This is a genomic window from Pseudomonas sp. MWU12-3103b, assembly GCF_023100615.1.
GTDB lineage: Bacteria > Pseudomonadota > Gammaproteobacteria > Pseudomonadales > Pseudomonadaceae > Aquipseudomonas > Aquipseudomonas putida_A.
On record NZ_JALMEY010000001.1, the window covers coordinates 522732 to 543084 of the forward strand.

The 20353-nt window shown below is 61.4% G+C and carries 20 protein-coding genes; 5 read left to right on the top strand and 15 right to left on the bottom strand.

Going from position 1 to position 20353, the window contains the following annotated elements:
- Nucleotides 1–231: 231 nt before the first annotated feature.
- The 5 genes from M0808_RS02400 to M0808_RS02420 form a co-directional block, all read right to left on the bottom strand.
- Complete coding sequence (locus tag M0808_RS02400) at nt 232–1464, bottom strand: MFS transporter (protein WP_247839757.1); 1233 nt, start codon at nt 1462–1464, stop codon at nt 232–234.
- Nucleotides 1457–2434: a diiron oxygenase gene (locus tag M0808_RS02405; protein WP_247839758.1), complete on the bottom strand. Its 978-nt coding sequence runs from the start codon at nt 2432–2434 to the stop codon at nt 1457–1459. The genes M0808_RS02400 and M0808_RS02405 overlap by 8 nt, the downstream gene beginning before the upstream one ends.
- On the bottom strand, nt 2431–3504 hold the full coding sequence (locus M0808_RS02410; protein ID WP_247839760.1) for a SagB family peptide dehydrogenase: 1074 nt from the start codon (nt 3502–3504) through the stop codon (nt 2431–2433). Before M0808_RS02410 ends, M0808_RS02405 begins: the two co-directional genes overlap by 4 nt.
- A gap of 438 nt (nt 3505–3942) precedes the next feature.
- A complete protein-coding gene (locus tag M0808_RS02415; RefSeq protein ID WP_047596614.1) occupies nt 3943–5139 on the bottom strand; it encodes a class I SAM-dependent rRNA methyltransferase in 1197 nt (398 codons plus the stop codon).
- Between the two features lie 250 nt (nt 5140–5389).
- Nucleotides 5390–5929, bottom strand: a complete 540-nt coding sequence (locus M0808_RS02420) for a type 1 glutamine amidotransferase domain-containing protein (protein WP_247839762.1) — start codon at nt 5927–5929, stop codon at nt 5390–5392.
- 228 nt (nt 5930–6157) lie between these two features.
- On the opposite strand from M0808_RS02420, the gene M0808_RS02425 reads away from it, so the two are divergent.
- The 3 genes from M0808_RS02425 to M0808_RS02435 all read left to right on the top strand — a co-directional run bounded on the left by M0808_RS02425 (nt 6158) and on the right by M0808_RS02435 (nt 8188).
- On the top strand, nt 6158–6970 hold the full coding sequence (locus M0808_RS02425) for an HDOD domain-containing protein (RefSeq protein ID WP_171061892.1): 813 nt from the start codon (nt 6158–6160) through the stop codon (nt 6968–6970).
- A gap of 12 nt (nt 6971–6982) precedes the next feature.
- Nucleotides 6983–7795: a bifunctional DNA-formamidopyrimidine glycosylase/DNA-(apurinic or apyrimidinic site) lyase gene (gene mutM, locus M0808_RS02430; RefSeq protein WP_003229159.1), complete on the top strand. Its 813-nt coding sequence runs from the start codon at nt 6983–6985 to the stop codon at nt 7793–7795.
- 69 nt (nt 7796–7864) lie between these two features.
- Nucleotides 7865–8188 carry a hypothetical protein gene (locus tag M0808_RS02435; RefSeq protein WP_027610558.1) on the top strand — a complete coding sequence of 108 codons (324 nt, stop codon included), beginning with the start codon at nt 7865–7867 and terminating at the stop codon, nt 8186–8188.
- Nucleotides 8189–8320: 132 nt separating this feature from the next.
- On the opposite strand, the gene M0808_RS02440 is transcribed toward M0808_RS02435, so the two are convergent.
- The 5 genes from M0808_RS02440 to M0808_RS02460 form a co-directional block, all read right to left on the bottom strand.
- On the bottom strand, nt 8321–8572 hold the full coding sequence (locus M0808_RS02440; protein ID WP_003195146.1) for a YfhL family 4Fe-4S dicluster ferredoxin: 252 nt from the start codon (nt 8570–8572) through the stop codon (nt 8321–8323).
- Nucleotides 8573–8674: 102 nt separating this feature from the next.
- Nucleotides 8675–9154 (bottom strand): pantetheine-phosphate adenylyltransferase, encoded by a 480-nt coding sequence (gene coaD / locus M0808_RS02445; RefSeq protein ID WP_003229157.1) that lies wholly within the window; start codon nt 9152–9154, stop codon nt 8675–8677.
- A 115-nt stretch (nt 9155–9269) separates the two neighbouring features.
- Complete coding sequence (locus M0808_RS02450) at nt 9270–10865, bottom strand: GMC family oxidoreductase (protein ID WP_247839764.1); 1596 nt, start codon at nt 10863–10865, stop codon at nt 9270–9272.
- Between the two features lie 130 nt (nt 10866–10995).
- Nucleotides 10996–11541 carry a twin-arginine translocation pathway signal protein gene (locus tag M0808_RS02455; RefSeq protein WP_247839766.1) on the bottom strand — a complete coding sequence of 182 codons (546 nt, stop codon included), beginning with the start codon at nt 11539–11541 and terminating at the stop codon, nt 10996–10998.
- Between the two features lie 28 nt (nt 11542–11569).
- A complete protein-coding gene (locus tag M0808_RS02460; RefSeq protein ID WP_247839768.1) occupies nt 11570–13000 on the bottom strand; it encodes a coniferyl aldehyde dehydrogenase in 1431 nt (476 codons plus the stop codon).
- A 145-nt stretch (nt 13001–13145) separates the two neighbouring features.
- Here M0808_RS02460 and M0808_RS02465 point away from each other — a divergent pair, with 145 nt between their 5' ends.
- Together M0808_RS02465 and M0808_RS02470 are read left to right on the top strand one after the other, a co-directional pair.
- Nucleotides 13146–13817 (top strand): TetR/AcrR family transcriptional regulator, encoded by a 672-nt coding sequence (locus tag M0808_RS02465; protein ID WP_027610562.1) that lies wholly within the window; start codon nt 13146–13148, stop codon nt 13815–13817.
- A gap of 31 nt (nt 13818–13848) precedes the next feature.
- The gene (locus M0808_RS02470) at nt 13849–14703 is read left to right on the top strand and encodes a sulfurtransferase (protein WP_225136675.1); all 855 of its coding nucleotides are present in this window, start codon (nt 13849–13851) and stop codon (nt 14701–14703) included.
- Nucleotides 14704–14814: 111 nt separating this feature from the next.
- On the opposite strand, the gene M0808_RS02475 is transcribed toward M0808_RS02470, so the two are convergent.
- From M0808_RS02475 to M0808_RS02495, 5 genes are all read right to left on the bottom strand, one after another.
- Nucleotides 14815–15654, bottom strand: a complete 840-nt coding sequence (locus tag M0808_RS02475) for an AraC family transcriptional regulator (RefSeq protein WP_247839957.1) — start codon at nt 15652–15654, stop codon at nt 14815–14817.
- Complete coding sequence (locus M0808_RS02480) at nt 15651–16649, bottom strand: hydrolase (protein WP_247839770.1); 999 nt, start codon at nt 16647–16649, stop codon at nt 15651–15653. Before M0808_RS02480 ends, M0808_RS02475 begins: the two co-directional genes overlap by 4 nt.
- Before the next feature lie 113 nt (nt 16650–16762).
- Nucleotides 16763–17368, bottom strand: coding sequence for a 16S rRNA (guanine(966)-N(2))-methyltransferase RsmD (gene rsmD, locus M0808_RS02485; protein WP_096795767.1), 606 nt, complete (start codon nt 17366–17368; stop codon nt 16763–16765).
- Nucleotides 17368–18855, bottom strand: coding sequence for a pitrilysin family protein (locus M0808_RS02490; RefSeq protein ID WP_223006969.1), 1488 nt, complete (start codon nt 18853–18855; stop codon nt 17368–17370). The genes rsmD and M0808_RS02490 overlap by 1 nt, the downstream gene beginning before the upstream one ends.
- A complete protein-coding gene (locus M0808_RS02495) occupies nt 18848–20203 on the bottom strand; it encodes a pitrilysin family protein (protein ID WP_247839772.1) in 1356 nt (451 codons plus the stop codon). The genes M0808_RS02490 and M0808_RS02495 overlap by 8 nt, the downstream gene beginning before the upstream one ends.
- Nucleotides 20204–20353: the final 150 nt, after the last annotated feature.

A 20353-nucleotide genomic window follows, 5' to 3' on the forward strand; every position in this document is an offset into this window, starting at 1 on the left:
ATCAAAAGGGAGTGAGCTTCTATTGACGTCTGGAACACTCAGAAATGGCCGTGTGTCCCGGATGTTGCCGATGACTTTGCGGGATCGCCGCTTGCCTCAGCCTGAGCTCATAAACCCGCCGGGGGATGAATGGCGATGAATCAGCCGATTCTACACCGCTGGCGTCTGGAGGGAATGGCGCAAAGCGTTGTTCCAGTGCTGACGGTGCGTATGGCATGACGACCGGCAGGCTCAATCGCTGCCAGAGGGCGTGACGGCGCCGTTTTCGATGACGCTGGCGCGATGGCTGATCCTCTTGTTCAGCGCCAGCGCGATGCAACTGAGCAGGACAAAACAGTAGCCGAGAGTGGCTTGCAGGTTGCCTGGACTCAGGCTGATCAGCGCACTGATCAACCCGCCGCAGATGAAGATGATCGTGCTACCGGCCGAGGCCGAAGTACCGGCGTTCTCCGGGAACAGGCCCATGGCGCGTGAGGTGGCGGCCGGGCGTGCAATGGTGGTGCCGGCGGTGCAGATCAGCATCGGGATCAATACCGTGACGGGCGAGAGTGCGAAGTACTGCGACAGGAATAGCATCACCAGCCCTGCCAGCAGAATCAGGCTCAACCCGGCCACGATCTGTTGCGCAGAGCTGATGCGCCGGCTCAACAGCGTGGCGGCAATCCCGCCGGTCACATAGGCCGCACCGTAGATCAGCAGGATCAGTGAGAAGTCATAGGCTGAGAGCTGCAACTGATCCATGAAGATCAACGGCGAAATGACGATGAACGAGAAGTGGCAGGCGAACGCGAAAGCCGAGATCAGCCAGTAGCCGACGAACTCGAAATCCGCCAGCACTCGCCGGTAGGCGCTGAGGAAGTTGAGCGGTGTGCCTTTGGCGACTGGCCGACCGCCGTCCAGAAACAGCCAGGCCTTGAGCAACACCACCGCCGCCAGTGCGATGAACAGCCAGAAGCTGCCACGCCAGCCCAGGGTCGCCTGCAGAAAGGTTCCGGCCAGCGGTGATATGGAGATGAAGATCCCGGTGGCGGTCACCATCAGGATCCGCAGGCGATCGCGCTCTGCGCCCTCGAACAGATCCTGCACCAGCGCCTGTGACAGGACGAAACAGCCACAGCCGATGGCCTGCACGATGCGAAAGGCCATGAACAGCGTGTAGTCATTGGTCATTACGCAGCCGATGGCGCCGAGGATCGAGACAGCCATGCCGGCGAGCAGCAAGCCCTTGCGCCCGATGACGTCGGACAACGGCCCGATCAGCAGTTGGGCAAAGGCGATGCCCACCGCGAACAGGCTGATCGACAGGGCGATGTCGGTCGGAGTGCTGGCGAAGTGTTCGGCCAGCGCCGGGAACGACGGCAGCAGGACGTCCAGCGGAAACACCCCCAGCAGCACCATGGCCAAAAGCAGGCTGATCGCCCCGCGTCGTTGTCGGGTCGTTACCACCGTTCTTCCTTCAAGCATCGATCAGTCCTGCCTTGGCGAAAAGTTTGCGGTTGTTGGGTAGCGCGAAGAATCCGGCTTTTTCGAGTGCAGCAAGCGTAGCCGTGGCTCCGGATCGGGCACGCTGGCGGCTGGCCTGTTCGTTGGTCAGGCTGTCGAGGATTTCCTTGATCGCACCTTCGCCAATGCCAGCGCGGCGCAGGCTTTGGTGCAGCCATTGCTCGTCGACTTCGAAGAAGGTCGCCAGGGTCTCCAGCAAGGTTCTGGCCGCAAAGGCGCGCTGGCGGCTGTTCAGGGTCAACCAGAGGTAGTGAAAGACCTCGGAAAAAAAACGGCTGTGGCGCGCTTCATCAGCGAGGTGGTCGCGCAGCATGTCGTTCACGCTGCTGACCAGCGTTTCCCGACACACATCCAGCAACTCCCGGGCAATGATGGTTTCGGAGACGAAGCCGAGCAGAAACCATGCCAGCGGGCGTTTGCTCTCCGGCGTTCGGGCGATCTGACCCGTCAGACGGGTGATGCGCAGCGGCATCTGTGGACGACCGGTGAAACCATGCAGTTCGGCGATCTGTTCAGCCAGATGATGGGAGAACAGTGCGTGATAACCCTCGTCGGTATAGAGCTGCAGCGCGGCGGTTTTCATCCTTGACGGAATGTACGCGGGCAACTCGCCGTGGACGATGGTTTCCACGGCGCGGTTGACGATACGGTGTTCAAGCAGCGTGGTGTAGTCGAGAAAGTGCACCAGGTGGTTGGCAGCCAGCCGATGCATGACCCTGCTGCCTGCGGCTTCGATGGCCGGGTGGGACAGATACGGCAGGAATGCCGGCGGAAACCAGAAGCGGGTTTGCAGTTGCAATTGCAGGTCTGCCGGCAACTGGTAGTCGTGCCGGCTGGTGCGTACCGAAGCGTGGTTGTTCCAGTCGCCGAGGGTGAATCGAAGCGCCCAGGACTCTGGCGCTTCGGGCTGATCCACGGTTGATGCGCTCATTTGCGCGTCTCCTGCAACAGGTCGCGCATTTCCTGGCACATCGCCTGACCGTCGCTGGCGCCGCAGCCGACAAAGAACAACGGTTGTTCAGCGCTGCCTTCGAGTTTGAGCAGGGCTTCGACCTGGCGGTCGGCAAATGCCCCGGTCAGCCACGTTCCCAGGCCCAGCGCTGTGGCCACCAGTTGAAAGGTTTGCGACAGATGACCCGCCTCGACAAACGCCATGCGATAGGCGCGTGAGTGTTCATACTTCCACCAGAGCTTGTCGAAACGAGCGGTGATGAACAGACCCAGTGGCAGGTTATTGATGAAGTGCTGACCCGCCAGCAAATGACCCAGCGCGGGGTCGGGCAAAGGATTGACCCGGCTGAGTGCGTGTTCTGCCGGGTGATAGGCGTAGACACCCGGTTCGAGGCCCTCGATATTGCGTGCCAGAAGAAACCCTTCACAGGCATTCAATCCTCCACCCGACGGGCTGCTGCGCCGGGCACCGAGGCCTTCGGCGATGCTCTCGTCGCGGTCATTGTCGCGATGGCGAAGAAAGCCCAGCGAGAGGTACAGCAGTGTACCGACATCATTGAGGGTGATCGCTGCGCCAGTGAAAGAGCGGCAGGTTTTTCTCAGGCGCAGGACATTGCCCAAGCTGGCAACGGTCAGGGCCGCGGAGGCGGGCAGGGCGATTCGAGGTTCGTCTTGAGGTGTCGACCGATCTAGTGCAGGGGCCGGTGTAGTCAGCACCGCGTTGCAATGGTTCAGGTATTGCCTGGACCACTCGTGAATATTCTGGGGTATCTGTTCGCAGGGAATGTTCTGGGTGCCAATATGATAAATCTTCGACAATTCATCCCAGCCCCATGGCGGACTGTCTATTTTTGCAACGGTTAATATGCCCGCGTTCAGAAGTTGTGAGTCTATGATGTTACGTCTGTCGAACTGTTCCGGATTGTTGATAAGTTGTGCAAGTCGACAGGAGTAAGTCAGATCAAGTTCATGTTGGGTGTGGTCTTTATAGTTCCAGACTATTTGTCCGGGCGTGCGCGGCAATATGAATAAATAGGGATTGATATGCATGTTGTGTTCATCGCTCTGGAACGGGTCGGAAGAACGCTGGGGTGCCGGCAATCCCCAGCGTTCTGGCTCACTTAGCGGGCTTTAGGCGCAACCAGGAAGGCCAGGTTTGCGATTTGGTTGGTTTCCAGAGTAATTGCTTTCATAAGTATGAACTCCTTGTTCATTGAGAGTGAATGTCACCGTCGTGGTGACAACTTAATAATAGGTTGTAATGAATTATTGGCAAGCGATACTTGGGTAGGAAATTTCTATTAATTTTGTCGGAGTGGGCGTGCTGCAAGGGCAAACTTGTAAGTATTAGATGTTGAAATGTAATTCGCAGGGAAATGTCCTGCATGCATGTAGGAAGTTAGTTGTAGGAAAGAGGAAGAAATTCGACGACATTGCATCGCCGTAAAGCCAACGGGAAGCCCGCAGGCTCCCCGTTTCATGGGCCGATCAGCTGTTAGGCAGCAGGCGGCAGGTGATGCTCTTGATGTAGCGAGTCTCGGCGATGGCCGGGTGTACCGGGTGGTCCGGGCCCTGACCGCCGCGCTCGAGCATCTGGATGTTGCGGTCCAGGTGACGGGCGCTGGTCAGCAGGATGTTTTGCAGATCGTCCTCTGGCAGGTGCATGGAGCACGAAGCGCTGACCAGAATGCCGTCCTTGGTCAGCAGGCGCATGGCTTGCTCGTTCAGACGACGGTAGGCGCCTTCACCGTTCTTCATGTCTTTCTTGCGCTTGATGAACGCTGGCGGGTCGGCAACGATCACGTCGAAACGTTCTTCACTCGCCTTGAGTTCCTTCAACGCTTCGAAGACGTCGCCTTCGATGCAAGTCATCTTGTCGGCGAAGCCGTTCAGCGCGGCGTTACGCTCGACGCCGTCGAGGGCGAAGCCCGACGCGTCGACGCAGAACACTTCGCTGGCACCGAACGCCGCAGCCTGCACGCCCCAGCCACCGATGTAGCTATAGAGGTCGAGGACGCGTTTGCCTTTGGCGTAGGGGGCGAGGCGGGCGCGGTTCATGCGGTGGTCGTAGAACCAGCCGGTTTTCTGGCCGCCGATGACCGGTGCTTCGAATTTCACGCCGTTCTCTTCCAGGGCCACCCACTCCGGCACCAGACCGAACACGGTTTCGACGTAGCGGTTGAGGCCTTCGGCGTCACGGGCGGCGGAGTCGTTCTTGAACAGGATGCCGCTTGGCTTGAGCACTTGGGTCAGTGCAGCGATCACGTCATCTTTGTGCGCTTCCATGGTTGCCGAGGCAATCTGCACCACGAGGATGTCGCCGAAACGGTCGACCACCAGACCCGGCAGCAGGTCGGAGTCGCCGTAAACCAGGCGGTAGAACGGCTTGTCGAACAGGCGCTCGCGCAGCGACAGGGCCACGTTCAGGCGGTGTACCAGCAGCGACTTGTCCAGTGCCAGTTTGATGTCACGCGACAGCAGACGCGCGCAGATCAGGTTGTTCGGGCTCATGGCGACGATGCCCAGCGGCTTGCCGCCCGCGGCTTCGAGGATCGCCTGATCGCCGGCCTTGAAGCCGTGCAGTGGCGTGGCGGCCACATCGATTTCGTTGCTGTAGACCCACAAGTGGCCGTTGCGCAGGCGACGGTCGGCGTTGGCTTTGAGGCGCAGGCTAGGCAGGGACATGACGTCGCTCCGGAAAAAAGAGCGGGAGTATACCGTGTTGCTCGGCCCGATTGGCTGGTGAGTGGACATGTGGCAAGTCATTGCCGGTGGAAGACATTACCTGTGGCGAGGGGATTTATCCCCGATCGGCTGCGCAGCAGCCGCAAACCCCCAACGCAGTTTTCTGACTGACCGCGTAAGTCGATTTGGGACAGCTGGGCTGTCCATCGGGGATAAATCCCCTCACCACATAAATTCACTAGCCCACAGATCAGGCTGACAGGGCGCTGATCAACTCCTTGTTGAACGCTGGAATATCATCCGGCTGACGGCTGCTGATCAGGTGGCCGTCTTTGACCACTTCTTTATCCACCCAGTTGGCCCCGGCATTGACCAGGTCATCCTTGAGTGTCTTGAAACTGGTCATGGTCTTGCCATTGACCAGCCCGGCGGAAATCAGCAGCCAGCCGCCATGGCAGATCACTGCAATCGGTTTGCCGGCGGAGGCGCCGGTCTTGACCAGATGCTGGGCATCCTGGTCGATGCGGATGGTGTCGGAGTTCTGCACGCCGCCCGGCAGGACGATCGCGTCGTACTGCTCGCTGCTGGCGCCTTGAAAGGTCTGATCGACCTTGAAGTCATCCGCCGGTTTGTCGTGGTTCCAGCCTTTGACCTTGCCGGCCTCGGCCGAAAGGATGTCGACCTGGGCGCCGGCCTGCTCCAGTGCTTGCTTGGGCCCGGTCAGTTCGACCTGTTCGAAACCGTCTGTTACTAAAATGGCGACGCGTTTGCCAGTGAGGGAAGTAGCCATCGATAAGCTCCTGAGTCTGCGGGAAAATACCGCCGAGCCGGTGCTTGATTGTCCGGTCGGCCTTACAAAGTCCGAAGCCTGAGCGTGAATGAAAGTTCCTGACAATTGCCCACTGGTGTGTCTTCGTGCGGTTTTTAGAGGTTAGAATCGCCGCCTGTCCCAGAGTGTGTACTTATGTCCCAAGAGCTGACCACCGAACAGATTCAACAATCCCTGCAAGGCATCAGCGTGCCCGCGCAGCCGCAGATCATGGTGGATCTGCAGATGGAGCAGTACATGCCCGACCCGGACCTGGAGGTGATCGCCAAGCTGATCGCCCAGGATCCCGGTCTGTCCGGTTCTCTGCTGAAAATCGTCAATTCGCCGTATTACGGCCTGAGCAACAAGATCACTTCGATCCAGCGTGCGGTGAACCTTTTGGGCAGTCGGTCGATCATCAACCTGATCAACGCGCAGTCGATCAAGGGCGAGATGAACGACGACACCATCGTCACCCTCAACCGTTTCTGGGACACCGCCCAGGACGTGGCGATGACCTGCCTGACCCTGGCCAAGCGCATCGGCACTCAGGCCGGCGACGAAGCTTATGCCTTGGGGCTGTTCCACGACTGCGGCGTGCCGTTGATGCTGCAGCGCTTCCCCAATTACATGTCGGTACTGGAAAAGGCTTACGCCAATGCCAGCGCCGAATGCCGGGTGGTGGACACCGAGAACGCCGAGTTCAATACCAACCACGCCGTGGTCGGCTACTACACCGCCAAGTCGTGGCGCCTGCCGGAACACGTCAGCACGGCGATCGCCAATCACCACAATGCGCTGGCGATCTTCAGCGACGAATCCTCGCGCAACAGCCAGATGAAGAATCTGCTGGCGATCTTGAAGATGGCCGAGCACATCTGTGCGTCTTATCGGGTGCTGGGCAACCAGACCGAAGACCACGAGTGGAACAGCATTGGCCCGCTGATTCTCGATTACGTGGGCCTGTCGGACTACGATTTCGAAACCCTCAAACAGACGATCCGCGACCTCGGCGCGCATTGATTCGAGGACACCATGCCTGAACTGCCGGAAGTCGAAACCACCCGCCGGGGCATTGCTCCGCACCTGGAAGGCCAGCGCGTCAGCCGGGTGATCGTGCGGGATCGTCGGCTGCGCTGGCCGATCCCCGAAGACCTCGATGTGCGTCTTTCCGGGCAGCGCATCGTGCTGGTCGAGCGGCGGGCCAAGTATCTGTTGATCAATGCCGAAGTCGGCACGTTGATCAGTCACTTGGGCATGTCGGGCAACTTGCGGCTGGTGGAAGTCGGGTTGCCGGCGCTCAAGCATGAGCACGTCGATATCGAGCTGGAATCCGGTCTGGCGCTGCGCTACACCGATCCGCGCCGCTTCGGCGCGATGCTGTGGAGCACCGATCCGCTCAATCACGAACTGCTGATACGCCTCGGGCCGGAGCCATTGACCGATCTGTTCGACGGTGAGCGCCTGTTCCAGCTGTCGCGCGGGCGTTCGATGGCGGTCAAGCCGTTCATCATGGACAACGCGGTGGTGGTCGGCGTCGGCAACATTTACGCGACCGAAGCGCTGTTCGCCGCCGGGATCGATCCGCGCCGCGAAGCCAAAAGTATCTCCCGGGCGCGGTATCTGAAGCTGGCGATCGAGATCAAACGCATCCTCGCCGCAGCCATCGAGCGCGGCGGCACCACGTTGCGGGATTTCATCGGCGGTGACGGGCAGCCCGGCTACTTCCAGCAGGAACTGTTTGTCTATGGTCGCGGTGGTGAGCACTGCAAGGTCTGCGGTACTGGCCTGCGGGAAGTGAAGCTGGGGCAACGGGCCAGTGTGTTCTGTCCGCGCTGCCAGACCTGAGGCAAAAATCTGAAAAAGTCCTACGGTCTATAGTGAGTGGTCTCACTGTTCAGCCCGAAGGATCGTGCCATGAAGTCCTTGCAAGTCCTCTTTGCCACACTGTTGCTGTGTTCCAGCCTGGCCGTTCAGGCCGCGGAGCATGGCAGCGGTGATCCGCGCTACACCATCCAGAACCCTCCCGCCTACGCCATGATCGGCGATTTGCTGATTGCCCGACCTTTATTGGTGGTGGCAACGGTGCTGGGTGCGGGGGTGTTTGTAGTGTCATTGCCGTTTACCGCGCTGGGTGGCGGGGTAGGTGATGCGGGGCAGGCGCTGGTGGTGGATCCGGCGAAAGCGGCGTTTGTGCGGTGTCTGGGGTGTACGGGGGAGGGGTTTGAGCAGCGCGAGTGAGCTGATCAGGGTTTTGCGCTGCTGCTGATGGCCCTTTCGCGAGCAAGCTCGCTCCCACATTGGAGCGCATTTCAAATGTGGGAGCGGGCTTGCTCGCGAAGAGGCCCGGAAGAGCGCTACAAAACGTTCAGATCAGGCCTTGCCGGTAATCTTGCGGTACTTTTCCATCAACTGTTCTTCAGTCTCAGGATGCGCCTCGTCCAGCGGAATGCAATCCACCGGGCAGACCTGTTGGCACTGCGGCTCGTCGTAGTGGCCGACGCACTGGGTGCACAGGTTCGGGTCGATCACGTAGATCTCTTCGCCTTGGGAAATCGCGGCGTTCGGGCACTCGGGTTCGCAGACGTCGCAGTTGATGCAATCGTCGGTGATGATCAGGGACATGCTAACTCCAGCCGGGGCGGCAGGCCCGGGCGCTATAAATCAATGCGCGCAATTGTGCCGCATTGGCGCCCGCAGTGCACGCGGGCGCCGTTTGAACGGTCGTTACTTCTTGAAGCGCAGGGTCAGGGCATCGGCCACGGCCGGGTGCACGAACTTGCTGATATCGCCGCCCAGCGCGGCGATTTCCCGCACCAGCGTCGAGGAAATGAACGAATAACGCTCGGACGGGGTGAGAAACAGGCTCTCGACGTCCGGGGCCAACTGGCGGTTCATGTTGGCCAGCTGGAATTCGTATTCGAAGTCCGACACCGCACGCAGGCCACGCAGGAACACATTGGCGTTCTGCTCCTTGGCGAAATGCGCCAGCAGCGTCGAGAAGCCGACCACTTCGACGTTGGGCAGGTGTTTGGTGACCTCGCGAGCCAGCTCAACCCGTTGTTCCAGCGGGAACAGCGGGTTTTTCTTCGGGCTGGCGGCGACCGCAATGATCACGTGATCGAACAGGCGCGAGGCGCGTTCGACCAGATCGCCATGCCCTTTGGTAATAGGGTCGAAGGTACCTGGGTACAACACTCGGTTCATCGCGTCGTCCTGGCGGGAGTCCGTTGGGGAGTCGGATGGTATCGCAGCCGTCCCGGTCGGCCAAGTCGCCTGTTGGGTAAGAAAGCACTATAGACGACGCGATAAACCGGTTTTTTCACGGATTTCTCAGCCGATCGGCGAGGGCAGTCGCCAATTGTGCTGTCAGCCCATACACCGACAATTGCGGGTTGGCGCCAATGCTGGTGGGGAACAGCGAGCCATCGTGGATCGACAGATTGCTCAGTTGATGATGCCGGCCAAGGCTGTCGGTGACCGCGTTTTTCGGCTCTTCGCCCATCGCACAACCGCCCATCACGTGGGCACTGCCCAGGCGCGTGCGGTACAGCTCAAGGCTCAAACTGTCGATCAAAGTGCGGGCTTCGGCCAGGGTTTTCACGTAGCGCGCATCCGCGTGCATCGGCATCACGGCTTTGGCGCCGCCGGCAAACTGGATCTCGGCCATGCTGTGAAAGGCGCGGCGCAGGCCCTCCCAGGCATAAGGCGAGACTTGATAGTCGAGCACCGGCGAGCCATCACCGCGCAATTCGACACTGCCGCCGGGGCTGTCCGGATGGAAACCGTCGCGCAGCAACGCGAGCATCGCGTGGGTGTGCGGCAGGTCGGCCATGTGTTCGGCATTCTGCTGGCCGAAACCGCCGAGCAAGGTCGCGGCCAGTGCCGGTTGCAGCGGTGGCACTTCGAGTTTGTAGCCCATCGGCCCACTGGTGCCGTCCTTCCACTGGAAATGATCCGAGTAGATCGACTGCGGCGCGCCGTAGAACGGATTGATCACCTCGTCGAAACGCCCGGCGGACATGTTCACCAGATGCAGGAACGTGCGTTTGCCGAGGCGCTGATGCGGATCCGGTGCATCCGAGCGCAGCAGCAGTGCCGGGCTGTTGATGCCACCGCCGGCCAGCACGTAATGCCGGGCCTTGACCGTGATGGTGTGGCCGGTCGGCGCGACGCAACGCTCGTCCATCGCCACGCATTGCAGGCCAGTGATCTTATCGCCACTGATCAGCAGTTTTTCCGCGCGGGCCAGGTACAGCAACTCGCCGCCCTTTTCCAGGGTCGCCGGGATGGTGGTGACCAGCATCGACTGCTTGGCGTTGGTCGGGCAGCCCATGCCGCAGTAGCCGATGTTCCAGCAGCCACGCACGTTGCGCGGGATCACGTGCCAGCTGTAGCCGAGCTGTTCGCAGCCCTTGCGGATCACGTCGTTGTTGGCGTTGGGCGGGACCATCCACGGCGCGACGCCAAGACGCTGTTCCATTTTTTCGAACCACGGCGCCATCTCGGCCGGGCTGTGGCCTTTGACGTTGTGCTCCTTGGCCCAGTGCTCGAGGGTCGGCTCGGGCGTGCGGAAACTCGAGGTCCAGTTGATCAGCGTGGTGCCGCCCACCGCACGGCCCTGGAGGATGGTGATCGCGCCGTCCTTGCTCATGCGGCCGATGCCTTCCTGATAGAGACTGCTGTAGGCCTGGTCTTCGAGCATCTTGAAGTCGGCACTGGTCTTGAGCGGGCCTTCTTCGATCAGCAGCACTTTGTAGCCGGCGGCGCTGAGGATTTCTGCCGTGGTGCCGCCACCGGCACCGCTGCCGATGATCGCCACATCGGCTTGCAGCGTCAGGTCGCCGGTCAGTTGGGCGCCGTTGTAGGTTTTCCAGCCACGGGCGAGGCCTTCGCGGAACGGGTCGGGTACGGGCATTGATCAGGTTCTCTTTATTATTCTGGGAGCGGTGGTGTGGTGGCTGGCGCCTTCGCGAGCAAGCTCGCTCCCACATTGAAATGCATTCCCTTGTGGGAGCGAGCTTGCTCGCGAACGGCGCGACTCGATTTCAGACGGCAGGCGGGCCGGGGTAGCCGCAATGGCCCCAGGACTCGGCGCGGGTGTACCAGGCCATCATCACCATCTGCTGCAATGAGCTGTGGCCCATGCGCAGCAGGCTCAATGAACTGTTCTGCCAGCGCTCGAGGAAGTGGCGCATCGCCTCGGGGCTGGCGTTTTCCCAACTGCCCCAAATGCCCGTGAGCGGGCCACGGGTGACCGCCATGCCGAGCACGTCGAACAATTGCCGGGTGAGTTTGAGCATTTCCGGCGACAGGTGATCGAGGCTGTAGTCCAGCGACTTCAGGGTGCCATCCACCGCACCGGGCATTTTCTCGGCGGCCACGGCGCCTTCGAGCATCACCGGAATCAGTGCGCGCAGAAACAGCAGGTCGCCGTCGCGCAAAGTGACGAAGCCGTAGGCCGCGACACTCGATGAACAGCCACTGAGGCTGGCGCCGAGGCCGGCGGTGGCGAGAAACGCTGTGGCGCCAAGGCTGAACTTCAGCAGGCCACGGCGCGACAGGGCAGGTGTTTCGGTCAGGCTTGGGTGCATTGTTGTTATTACCCGGCGGTGACGACGATTAGCGGATGAACAGCTTCTGGATCAGTTTCTGAATCGATTTGCCGTAGGGCGGGTAAATCAGCTTCGCGGCATTGAAGCGCTGTTTGATCAGCACACCCTTGGCCTTGCTGAAGGTCAGGAAGCCTTCGTGGCCGTGGTAATGACCCATGCCCGACGGGCCGATGCCGCCGAACGGCATGTCGTCCTGCGCCACGTGCAGCAGGGTGTCGTTCAGGCACACGCCGCCGGAGTGGGTTTCGTGCAGCACGCGGTTCTGTTCGCGTTTGTCGTAGCCGAAGTAGTAAAGCGCCAGAGGACGCGGGCGCTGATTGATGTAAGCAAACGCCTGATCCAGATCCTGATACGGCACGATCGGCAGCAACGGGCCGAAGATTTCGTCCTGCATCACGGTCATCTCGTCAGTGACATTGAGCAGCAGGCTGTGCGGCATGCGCCGGCCCTGGCCCTGTTCGAACAGCGGGATCAGCAGCGCGCCCTTGCTCGTGGCGTCGCTGACATAACCGTTGAGCCGGGCCAGTTGGCGCTCGTTGATGATCGCGGTGTAGTCCGGGTTGTCGGCGAGGGTTGGATAGAAATTGTTCACCACCTGACGATAGGCTTCGACGAACGCGCCGACGCGGTCTTGCGGCACCAGCACGTAATCGGGGGCGACACAGGTCTGGCCGGCATTCAGGGTTTTACCGAAGGCGATGCGTTCGGCGGCGTCCTTGAGCGGCACGTCGCGAGAGACGATGGCCGGGGACTTGCCGCCCAGTTCGAGAGTCACCGGAGTCAGGTTTTCCGCCGCAGCGCGCATCACATGTTTGCCGATGCTGGTGGCGCCGGTGAACAGCAGGTGATCAAAACGCAGCCGGGAGAACGCCACGCCGATGTCGGCCTCGCCCAGCACCACGCAGACCAGATCTTCGGGGAAAATCCGTCCCAGCAGGGTCTTGAGCAACTGGCCGGTGGCCGGGGTCGATTCGCTGAGCTTGAGCATCACCCGGTTGCCCGCTGCCAGCGCGCCGACCAGTGGACCGATGGCCAGATACAACGGGTAGTTCCACGGGACGATGATGCCGACCACGCCAAGCGGCTGGTACACGACTTTCGCCGACGCCGGCTGAAAGGCAATGCCGACTTTGCGCCGCGACGACTTCATCCAGCCTTTGAGGTGGCGGCTGGCGTAATGGATCCCGTGCAGGCTGGGCATCAATTCGGCGAGCAGGGTTTCATCGGCGCTGCGATGACTGAAATCCGCGCTGATGGCCTCGACCAGCGCCTGCCGCTCATGGCTGAGCAAGTCGCGCAACGCCTTGAGCCATTGCTGGCGCTGATCTGCCGGTGGCATCGGGTTGGCGGCATAGGCGGCGCGCTGTGCCGCGAACAGCCGATCCAGCTCTTCCAGGGGCTGTTGCAGCGTTTGCAGATAAGCAATGTCGGCAGTCATCGTCGGCTCCGGATTTATTGTAGTGATGACGTTCTAGAGTCTATGCTCTAGAAAGTCAAATGACTTCCCGACACAGCTTTGTTTTATCCCATTCCGGTTAGGTCGTAAGATGCTCCTCACCGCACTCTGAATTAAAGCTCAAGCCATGGCCCCACGAATAAAAACCAGCGAGCGCATCGTGCAGAACAGCCTCGAACTGTTCAATCAGCAGGGCGAGCGCAGCATCAGCACCAATCACATCGCCGCCCACATGGAGATTTCTCCGGGCAATCTGTACTACCACTTCCCGAACAAGCAGGCGATCATCGCCGTGCTGTTCAGTGAGTACGAGACGCTTGTGGACAGCTTTCTGCGCCCGCCGCAGGGGCGTGCCGCCACCGTCGAAGACAAGCGCTATTACCTCAAGGAGCTGCTGTCGGCGATGTGGGGCTACCGCTTTCTGCATCGCGATCTCGAGCACCTGCTCGACAGCGACCCGGACCTGGCCGCGCGCTACCGGCGCTTTTCCCAGCGCTGCGTGATTCAGGGCATGGCGATCTACGAAGGCTTCGTCGCCGCCGGCATCCTCAAGATGGATCGGGTGCAGATCGAATCCCTGACGATCAATGCCTGGATCATCCTCACCTCGTGGGTGCGCTTTCTGTGTACCACCCGGGAAAACTCCAACCACCTCAGCGAACAGGCCATCAAGCGTGGCGTGTATCAGGTGCTGGTGCTGGAAGCCGGGTTCGTCACCGATCAGGCGCGCGAGGAGGTCAATGCCTTGTTCGACGAGTTCTACGTGCCGCTGGCCCAGGCCCTCGAGGAAGGGCGGTAACCCATTTCGAAGTCGCTCACAGGAGTCCGTTATGCCGATTGCGCAACTGCTCAGCCCGAATGCACTGGATGCCCGCAAGGAGCAGCCGGGGCTGGTGATTCTCGATTGCCGTTTTGCCCTCGAAGACCCGGACTACGGGCAGCGCAGCTATGCCGAAGGGCACATTGCCGGCGCCCGCTTCGCCGACCTTGAGCGTGACCTCAGTGGCAAGGTGGTCAAAGGCGTCACCGGACGTCACCCGTTGCCTGAGCCTGCGGCGCTGATCGAGCGTCTGCAGGCGTGGGGCATCAATGCCGACAGCGATGTGGTTTTGTACGACGACGGCCCCGGTGCCTATGCGGCCCGCGCCTGGTGGTTGCTGGCGTGGCTGGGCAAGCGCGATGGGGTGTTCATTCTCGACGGCGGGCTGAAGGCCTGGCACGCGGCGGGTCTGCCGCTGAGTCTGGATGCGCCGTCGGTCAGCCGGGGCAATTTCAGCGGTCAGCCGGACATGAAACTGCTGCTGAGCGCCGAACAATTGCACAAGCGCCTCGGTCAGCCGTCCCTGACCCTGATCGACGCCCGGGCCTTGCCGCGCTTCAAGGGTGAAGTGGAGCCGATCGATCCGATTGCCGGGCACATTCCCGGCGCGCAATGTGCGGCGTTTACCGAAAACCTCGGCAGCGACGGACGCTTCCTGCCGGCGGAGCAGCTCAAGCAGCGCTTTGCGGCGAAACTAGGTGATCGTTCGCCAACGGAACTGGTGGCTTATTGCGGCTCCGGGGTGACGGCGTGTCACAACCTGTTTGCGTTGTGCCTGGCGGGGTATCCGCTGGGTTCGCTGTATGCCGGGTCGTGGAGTGAGTGGATCAACGAGCCTTCCCGAGGCATCGCCACGGGCGAATAAAGTCACCATACCCCCAATGTGGGAGCGGGCTTGCTCGCGAAAGCGGTGTGTCAGTCAACCATGATGTCTGCTGAAACATCGCTTTCGCGAGCAAGCCCGCTCCCACAGGGGTTAATCGTCACCGATAGATTGTCGGGCACTGCGATACGCCGCCGGCCCCACGCCATACACCTGCTTGAACTGCCGGCTCAGATGACTCTGGTCGGCAAAGCCCAACTGCATGGCGACTTCCACCGGCAGGCAACCGTGCTGCAATAAACCCCGGGCCGTGGCGATTCGCTGTTGCATCAGCCAGGTGTGTGGCGGCATGCCGGTAGCGCGGCGGAACACCCGGGCGAAGTGGAAGGGCGACAGATTCACTGCGGCCGCCAGCTCTTCCAGCGACGGCGGCGCAGCGAGTTGCGCATGTAGCAGCTCCTTGGCCATCACCACCGCGCGGTGTTCTTTTCCCGGTTTGCCGTTGATCTGCACCGCCGCATGCCGCTGCAACAGCAGCATCATCATCTCGCGCCATACCGTTTGCTGTTGCAGCGCGGTGGCGGGGCTTTCCAGCAAGCGATGCAACTGACAGAAACCGTTGACCAGATCCGGGTCGCGGTACAGCGTCGCGCCAAACGCCGGCATCGGTGCGGTGGGCAGTTCCAGTTCTTCGAGCAGTGAAACGATCTTTCCGGTATCGGGATAAAACGCCCGGTACAGCCAGCCGTCCTCGGTGCCCTTGTGCCCGGTGTGCAATTCGTCCGGGTTGATCAGCACCAGCGTGCCGCTGCCGGCCAGGTGTTCGGCACCGCGATAGCGATAACGCTGGGCACCGGCCATGATCATGCCGATCACATAGCCGTCGTGGACGTGCGGGGCGAAGCGATGCTCGATGTAGCGCGCCGACAGCAACTCGACCCCGGCCAGCGGCGCGGTTTGCCAGAACCGGATCGACTCGCCCTGATCGCTCATGACGTCACACGGGCCAGCCATTGCGGGATGCGCCGTTCCAGGTAGTAACCGGGCTGGCGCAACGTGCCATCGACAAACCCGACATGCCCACCCTTGGCCTGCAGCTCGAACCGGGTGCTGGCGGACAGCTCTTCGGCCGTCGGCAAGCTGTGGGGGAACACGAACGGATCGTCAGCGGCCTGAATGATCAGGGTCGGGGTGCGGATCTCGCCGAGAAAGTAGCGACTCGACGCCCGGCGATAGTAATCCTCGGCATCGGTAAAGCCGTGCAGCGGCGCGGTGACCCGGCCGTCGAAGTCCCAGAAAGTCTGCATGTTCTCCAGCGAGCCGAGCGCCGCCAGAGCCGCCAGGCCATCCTCGCGTCCGTCATGCTGGAACTGGCGTTGCTTGTTCTTGATGTAGGCGACCATCTCGCGCATGAAGTGCGCCTGATAAACCTTGGAAAATCCCTTGCCAATGCGGTCTGCACACTGATCAAGACGAAACGGCACCGACACCGCCACTGCACCGAGCACGCCGCTGTCGCTGCCGGTCTCGCCCAGATGCTTGAGCAACACATTGCCGCCGAGGGAATAACCAACCGCATACAGCGGCGCCAGCGGGCGCTTGGCGCGCAGGTGTCTGATGGCTTCGGCGAGGTCTTCGCTGGCGCCGGAGTGGTAACTGCGCGGCAACAGATTCGGTTCGCCGGAGCAGCCGCGCCAGTTCAGCGCGACACTGGCCCAGCCTTGCGTGGCGAGTGCTGCCTGAATCCCGGCGACGTAAGGCGAATTTGAAGAGCCGGTCAGCCCATGCAGCACCAGCACCAGCGGCGCCTCGGCGCTGTGCGGGCCATGCCAGTCGAGGTCGAGGAAATCTCCGTCGTCCAGCCACAGGCGTTCACGCTCGCGATCAAGGTGGACGGTTTTGCGCCACAGCGGCCCCCACAAGGTTTGCAGGTGCGGATTGCCGAGGCCGAAGGCGGGGGTGAAGCGTTCAGTTTCCAGAGGGCACACACCTTTTGTGGCGAGGGAGCTTGCTCCCGCTGGGGCGCGAAGCGGCCCTTTTTGGGGACTGCTGCGCAGTCCAGCGGGAGCAAGCTCCCTCGCCACAGGGTTGTTCAATACGTTCAGTTGACTGCCATACGTTGCCACAACGCGTAGTACACCCGCCCGGATTTCTGCTCGCGGTGCAGGCGCCAGTTGCCCGGCAGACCCAGCGTCGAAGGCGCGGTCTCGCTTTCAGTGTAGATCCACGAATCCGGCGCCAGCCATTGGCGCTCTTCCAGCAGGGTGCAAACGGCCGGCAGCAGGTTCTGGTTGAACGGCGGATCGAGGAACACCAGGTCGAACGGCGTGGCGACCTGGGTTTCCAGATAGCGCAGCGCATCGGCGGTCTGCACCTGACCATTGGTGCAGCGCAGGGTGCCGAGGTGTTCCTTCAGGCTCGATACCGCTACGTGGCTGGCATCCAGCGCCTGACCCATGGCTGCGCCACGCGACAGTGCTTCAAGAAACAGCGCGCCGCTGCCGGCGAACGGATCCAGCACCTTGGCCCCGGCCACATGCGGCGCGAGCCAGTTGAACAGGGTTTCGCGCACGCGATCCGGCGTCGGGCGCAGGCCGGGGGCATCGGGGAAGCTCAGTTTGCGGCTGCGCCATTCGCCGCCGATGATGCGCAGCTGGTTCACACCATTGTGGACGTTCTGCGCAGGTTTTTTAGGGCGAGTAGCCATTAATGCTCCGGAACCCCGAGCGGTTGCTCGGCAGGTTTATCAGATGGGGCCGGTAACGGCTTTTGCGGCACGGTCGGGCCAGCGCTGACGATGACCAGTTTGTCCGTGCTCAGGTGTTTGTTCATCGCGTCTTTGACTTGCTCGACAGTCAGGCTCTGGGACTGACGCATGAAGTCATCCAGATAGCTCAACGGCAGATTATAGAAGCCCATGGCGCCCAGTTGGCCGACGATATCGGCGTTGCTTGCGGTGGACAGCGGGAAGCTGCCGGCCAGTTCGCGTTTGGCGTCGTCGAGTTCTTTCTGGGTCGGGCCGGTCTTCAGATAATCGGCGAGCACGTCCTGCACCAGTTTCAGCGTGCCTTCGCTCATTTCCGCGCGGGTTTGCAGGTTGATCATGAACGGGCCGCGAGCCTGCATCGGGCTGAAACCCGAGTACACGCCATAGGTCAGGCCGCGCTTCTCGCGCACTTCGCTCATCAGGCGGGTGCCGAAACCGCCGCCACCGAGGATCTGGTTACCCATCGACAGCGCCGCGTAATCCGGGTCGTCACGGTCGATGCCCAGCTGCGCGAGCAACAGGTTGGTCTGCTTCGACGGGAACTCGATGTGATTGACACTGGCTTTCGGTTCCTGCGGCTGGGCGATTTTCGACAATGCCGGGCCTTTAGGCAGGGCGCCGGAGACCTGATTGGCAATCGCCTCGGCTTCGGCGCGAGACAAGTCACCGACCAGCGCGATCACCACGTTGCCCGCGGCGTAGGCCTTGGCGTGGAATTCACGCAGTTGCGCCAGAGTGATCTTCGGCACGCTCTGCGCATTGCCGTCACTGGAGTGCGCGTATGGGTGATCGCCGTACAAACGCTTCATCAGCTCGAGGCTGGCGAGTTTGCCGGGGTTCTGTTTCTGGTATTCGAAACCGGCGAGCATCTGGTTCTTGATGCGCGCAAAGGAATCGGCCGGGAAGGTCGGTTTGCCCACCACTTCTGAGAACAGCTTCAGCGCCGGCTCGCGCTGGTCGGCGGCGCTCAGACTGCGCAGCGAAGCCAGCGCCATGTCCTTGTAGGCACCATTGCCGAAATCCGCACCGAGGCCTTCGAAGCCTTGGGCGATGGCGCCAACGTCCTTGCCGGCCACGCCTTCGTTGAGCATGGCGTTGGTCAGGACTGCCAGGCCCGGTGCATTGCCGTCCTGACTGCTGCCGGCGGCGAAGATCAGGCGCATGTCGAACATCGGCAGCTCATGGGCTTCGACGAACAGCACCTTGGCGCCTTCGGCGGTGTTCCAGGTCTGCACGTCGAGCTTGCGGCTGGCCGGGGCCTTGCCGTCGAGTTCGGCCAGCGATTGCAGCTTCTGGCTGGTCTTGGCGTTGTCCAGTGCTTCGCTGGCGTCGGTTTTGACACCGGGCATCAGATAGAACGCGGCGGAGCCGATGACCGCCACAGCGATCAGACCAAGCAACAGGCGTGGGGATTTGCGCTCACTCATGAGTCGTCTCCAGTGGCAGGACATGGGCGACGCTGAGACGTTCGCGGGTGAAATACAGCTTGGCGGCGTTCTGGATGTCTTGCGGGGTCACGCTTTCCAGATCGGTGAGTTCGGTGTCCATCAACTTCCACGACAGACCGACCGTTTCCAGTTGGCCGATGGCGGTGGCCTGACTGGTGATCGAATCGCGTTCGAACACCAGACCAGCGATCACTTGTGCCCGCACGCGCTCGAGTTCTTCGGCGGACGGTGCGGTGGTTTTCAGCTGTTCCAGCAGTTTCCACAGACCGGCTTCAGCTTGCGCCATGGTCTTTTTCTTCTGCGTGTTCGGCGTCGCCGACAGGGTGAACAGGCTGTCGCCACGGGTGTAGGCGTCGTAGCTCGACGAACCGCCCGAGACCAACTCTTCACCGCGCTCCAGTTGCGTCGGGATGCGCCCGCTGTAACCGCCGTCGAGCAGAGCCGAGATCAGGCGCAGGGCGTTGACCGAGCGCTTGTCTTCAGCGGTGGCGATGCTGGGCACGTTGAAACCGAGCATCAGGCTGGGCAGTTGAGTCTGCACATGCAGGGTGATCTGGCGCTCACCCGGCTCGGCCAGTTCCAGCGGTTTCTTCGCCGGTGGCACGTCGCGCTTGGCAATCGGCCCGAAGTAGCGTTGGGCGAGGGTCTTCACTTCATCGGGGGTGACGTCGCCGACCACTACCAGCGTGGCGTTGTTTGGCACATACCAGGACTGATACCAGTGGCGCAGCTCTTCGACCTTCATCCGATCGAGGTCGGCCATCCAGCCGATGGTCGGTGTGTGGTAGCCGCTGGCCGGGTAAGCCATAGCCTTGTAACGCTCGTAAGCCTTGGACATCGGCTTGTCGTCGGTGCGCAGGCGACGCTCTTCCTTGATGACTTCGATTTCCTTGGCGAACTCGTCAGCTGGCAGGCGCAGATTGGCCATGCGGTCGGCTTCCAGTTCGAAGGCCACGCCCAAACGGTCGCGGGCCAGCACCTGGTAATACGCGGTGAAATCGTCGCTGGTGAAGGCGTTTTCTTCGGCGCCCAGGTCGCGCAGGATCAACGAGGCTTCGCCGGGGCCGACTTTCTCGCTGCCCTTGAACATCATGTGCTCGAGCGCGTGGGACAGGCCGGTCTGGCCCGGAGTTTCGTAGCTGGAACCGACCTTGTACCAGACCTGCGACACCACCACCGGCGCGCGATGGTCTTCGCGCACGACGACCTTCAGGCCATTGTCGAGGGTGAATTCGTGGGTCGGTTGCGGGTCGGCCGCCAAGGCCGAAAGGGGCAGGCAGACTGTGCTGAGCAGCAGGCCTGCAGCGCGGCGGGCTAGAGCATTCATTCGTTTTTTAACCTGTTGGGCTGCCCGCTTGGTCTTAGCGTCGGCGGGCGAGAGGGTGCTAGGATACTGATCCGTTTTACCGGCGACCACGCCTATCAGGTTTTCAGGCCTGATGCGGTTGTATAGGTTGGCGGCAGAAAGCTGCGGTTT